This window comes from Pseudomonas sp. P5_B2, from assembly GCF_056400445.1.
This window is the reverse complement of the sequence record NZ_JBFULH010000396.1, coordinates 1-3,800: the sequence shown is the minus strand read 5'-3', so window position 1 is coordinate 3,800 and position 3,800 is coordinate 1. Positions and strand designations below refer to the sequence as shown.

Genomic DNA, 3,800 nt, shown 5'->3' with positions numbered 1-3,800 from the left:
GTTTAACCTTGTGCCGGTTATGCGCAGTGCGGTTCGAATCCCTAGATGGCCACCGGCCCCGCCGCCAGGCTCATACCGTGATGAGTAACCCCGGATCAAAGCGCGTGGCTTCCCCTGGATAACCGCGCGGGTTGCACACCACCCGCGTACCCGCGAGGACGTAATCCTCGGCCTCGTGCACATGCCCGTGCACCCACAAATTAATGGTGGGCCCCATCATCCGTTCCCACGCGTTGGCATACGCCGCGTCGAGATCGGTACCGGCATACGGGCTGTTGCGCAACGAACGCAGTGAAGGGGCATGGTGCGTGATCACCACTGTGGGGCCGGCATACGCCACCGCCAACCGTTCTCGCAGCCAAGTCAGTGCCTGATGGTTCTGTTCCATAAAATCGGCGGGCCTCACCCGGCGGTATCCGGCGGTGCGAATGCGGCGAAAATCCGTCATCTGCGCCTGCGCCAGCCATTGTGCGCGCTCGGCATTGCCCGTCACGGCGTAGTCAGTCCAGGCCGTCGTGCCAAGAAACCGCACGCCCTCGATGATCACTTCATCGCGCTCGAGCACCTGCGCGTGTGGGGTTTGTAACGCCCGCAGTTTGTCCAGGGTGCGGTTGAGGTGCCCACCGTAGTATTCATGATTACCAACGACATACAGCACGGGACAGTTGAAGGTGCGCTCTGCCCAGACTAAACCTCGGGTACCGATATCGATATCACCGGCCAAGATCACCACGTCCGCGTCCACGCTGGGCGGCACGAAGGGGGTGAACTCCAAATGCAAATCGGAGAGCACAGACACACGCATGGTGCCACCTCATGATGAACGGGCACGTTCGCCCAACTGCATTGGGCCGAGGTGTTGCCGCCCCGGTGGGCCAAGCGGATCGGTGGCGGTAGCGCCTGAAAACGTGCGAAGCCGTGACAACGCCTCAATACAGGCTGAACACCACCTCCAGCGTTTCGGCTTTGCTGCAGCCCTCGCCCAGCAGTACATAAACGGTATTGCCTGTCTCGAAAAAACCTTGTGCTGTATACGAGACCTCAAAGGTACTTCTGACCCAATAGCCCGGCGCAAAGCGTCCAGCGCTGTCGAACACAATGTTATGCGCCAACACGAGGCGCGGCGCCTTGCCCGGATGCTCAGCAGCCCACTGCGCCGGATCCGCCATGAGCAGATCCACCAACATCCACTGCCTGACCAAACAGTAGGGTTTGTTCGGGTAGCGACGCTGCGCTTCACGGCTCGCCTCCTCCGGGCTGAGGCCTAGGCCCGCCGTCGGCGTGCCGGCGCCGTACAAAAAGTTGGCCATCTGCGCTAATGGATTCGATTCGCTCATCTCGCTTACCTCCGTTGAATGATCAACCGCCTGGGCCTGATATCGGCTACGGGGCACCATCGCTGGGCACCGGCCTAGGCAGTGGTCTGTGCTCAGTTATTGCAGCGCAGTCGGGGTGCGAAAAAGGCCACCGGCCATCAACCGGGCGAACTCATAGAACGAGCGCCGCCCCGCTGGGCCATCGAAGCTGACGATCACATACCACTCAGCCTCAATAGTCTTGAATGTCCAATAGCCCTGGCGCATCACCAGACTATCGATCTCGGCGGTACACAACGCAGTACCGTCGGCCACCCGTTCCAACACATCGGCATACACACGCCCGCAGGCACAATCACACTCGATCCGCACCTCGACCAGGAAGGCCGTCATGGATAACCACAGCCCACGATTACCAAGTGCCTGCGCTAACTCGAACGACGCTGTCATCCGCCTACCTCCCGGTTATTGCAGTCGGCCCGGAGTGGCGTAGAAACCGTTGGACAGAATCTTCAAAAAATCGATAAACGATCTTTTTCCGCCATCGGCATGAAAGGTGACGACGACATAGCGACTTTGGCTGGCTGTCCGGATGACGCAAAAACGCCCTTCGCGAGAGACGCTGTGGATGTCAGACGTACGAATGCGCTGGCCATCCCGAAACCGCTTTCGCATAGCCGGTCGCGCATCGTGATAAATAACCCCCACCGCACAACAACTGCTGATCAACACGTCGGTCAGGTAGGCCGTGACCGGCGCCGCAAACGGGTTGTGTAGCGCTTCCTGCATCCGCCGCTCAGTCCAGGTATCCGGGACGCTCATGACTAGGTCTCCAAGTGGGACAGCGCGTGCCTGTTCTGTTTATCCACCAGGGCGCTCGAGGGGTCAGCCCACACCGGTGATGGGTGGCGGGCCCAGTCGGACGACCGACCGGAGGCGACATTGATCAAGGCGTCGGCGGACAACAGAACGCCACGCTGGCTGCCCTCGCGGGTAGCGTGCGCCCCTTGCGCCAACACACCTTTGGTTTTGAGCGACTTGGTCAACCAAATGGACTTGCTTCCCAAACGCTCGGCGGCATCTGCCRCCACCACATAGCGCGAGAGAAACGTCACCAGGTTCGCCACGGAAATAAACACCCGGTGCTTGCCCTCGTCGAACTCGATGCGTGCAGGCAGCAAGCCCCTATCAATCCACGCCTTAATGGTTTCGTGTTTCCAGCGCGTGATCTTGGTCAGATCGGTAATGCTCAGGTCAGGCAGGGTCGGCTCTTGCCGAAGGTGACCCAGCAGTTCGTCATGATCAAACCCGAACGCGGCCAATCCCTGGATACCGGCATCACTCACCACGGGCTTGATCTGACCGCTGAATATCAACCGGTACAGTTCATGGGTCTGCTGGCTGGAAAAACGTTTGCCGCTGATGTCCTCGAGCCCCAAGGTAGAGGCAGACGCGGCGTGGCGACAGCCTTCGGCCAAAGTATCGATCAGGCACTGGATGTCCTCCACGCGATAATCACCTTTGGCGAACAGCGGCTTATCGCTGTCAGGCACGCGGTTCAGCACACCCGACGCCAGTAAGCGTTCACGCACGCGGCGGCTGATGTTGAGCAGGCTAAGCAGTTCCTTGCCAGCGACCAAGCCCTTGGCGGCCTGCTGCTGCGCTTCCACCGCCGACCGATCGACCACACAGAATTCCACGGCGGCGCCACTCATGATTTCCCCCGAGAGTTGTCCGGTCTTCACCAAGGAAACGATTCGATCTGGGGAGGAGCCCAGCAAGCGCGCCGCCTCGCTGGCGGTAAAGGTTTTTTTCAGCCCCAACAGTTCGGCAGCGATGTACTTCATTTTGCGGTTGATGGGAGCATCGGCCTGTTCCAACATCACGCTGCAGACCGTGGCTCGAACCGAGCTGTAGGCGGCGGACGTGAAGGTTGCATTCAGTTCTTTGTACCAGGGGCCGAGGTTGTGGACGAAGCGACTGGACTTCAGCTGGTTAGCCGCCTGTACCTTGTTCTGCACATAGACACGAAAGCGTTCCGGTAGATCCTCTGCCAGCACAAAGGATGCTTCATTAATCTCCAACGCTCGGTGAAAACTGATCGCGGCGTTTTTGCGCTGCGGTGTCGGCAGGGTCAAGTTCGCCAGGAACAGGAGAAACTTGTCGACATCCTCTGGCACGCCCGGCTCATCGCTCAGACCGCTCAGCACGCAAGGACGACTGGGCTCCGCCAGCAACACCGACGAGATGAACAAATTCGCCGCGTCGGCAGGGCGTCCACGAGCCTCGCTCAGCGCATAGCCGCAACGACAGCGAGACACCGCGCCGCGATTGAGCTCTGCTGGCGCGTCGCACTCGGGGCATTGCTCCATCAGCAGTACTCGATGTGTTGGGCAGGCCGTAAACAACTCATGGTGCCAAGCCTGCCGGATGTAGTTTGCTTGCCCAAGGCACTCGGGACAGACCGCGATCGCGGCCTTACGC

General features: G+C 60.0%; 5 protein-coding genes. All 5 read right to left on the bottom strand.

The features are described 5' to 3' along the window. Positions 1-70 precede the first annotated feature (70 nt). Positions 71-805 carry a metallophosphoesterase gene (locus tag AC1DRJ_RS21175; protein WP_477803860.1) on the bottom strand — a complete coding sequence of 245 codons (735 nt, stop codon included), beginning with the start codon at positions 803-805 and terminating at the stop codon, positions 71-73. 124 nt (positions 806-929) lie between these two features. Further along, positions 930-1,337 (bottom strand): DUF6957 family protein, encoded by a 408-nt coding sequence (locus tag AC1DRJ_RS21170; RefSeq protein WP_414877544.1) that lies wholly within the window; start codon positions 1,335-1,337, stop codon positions 930-932. Positions 1,338-1,433: 96 nt separating this feature from the next. Beyond that, a complete protein-coding gene (locus tag AC1DRJ_RS21165) occupies positions 1,434-1,766 on the bottom strand; it encodes a hypothetical protein (RefSeq protein ID WP_153403965.1) in 333 nt (110 codons plus the stop codon). Positions 1,767-1,781: 15 nt separating this feature from the next. After that, complete coding sequence (locus AC1DRJ_RS21160; protein WP_110599691.1) at positions 1,782-2,138, bottom strand: hypothetical protein; 357 nt, start codon at positions 2,136-2,138, stop codon at positions 1,782-1,784. 2 nt (positions 2,139-2,140) lie between these two features. Further along, a partial coding sequence (locus AC1DRJ_RS21155; RefSeq protein WP_477803859.1) for a TniQ family protein occupies positions 2,141-3,800 on the bottom strand: 1,660 nt, incomplete at its 5' end.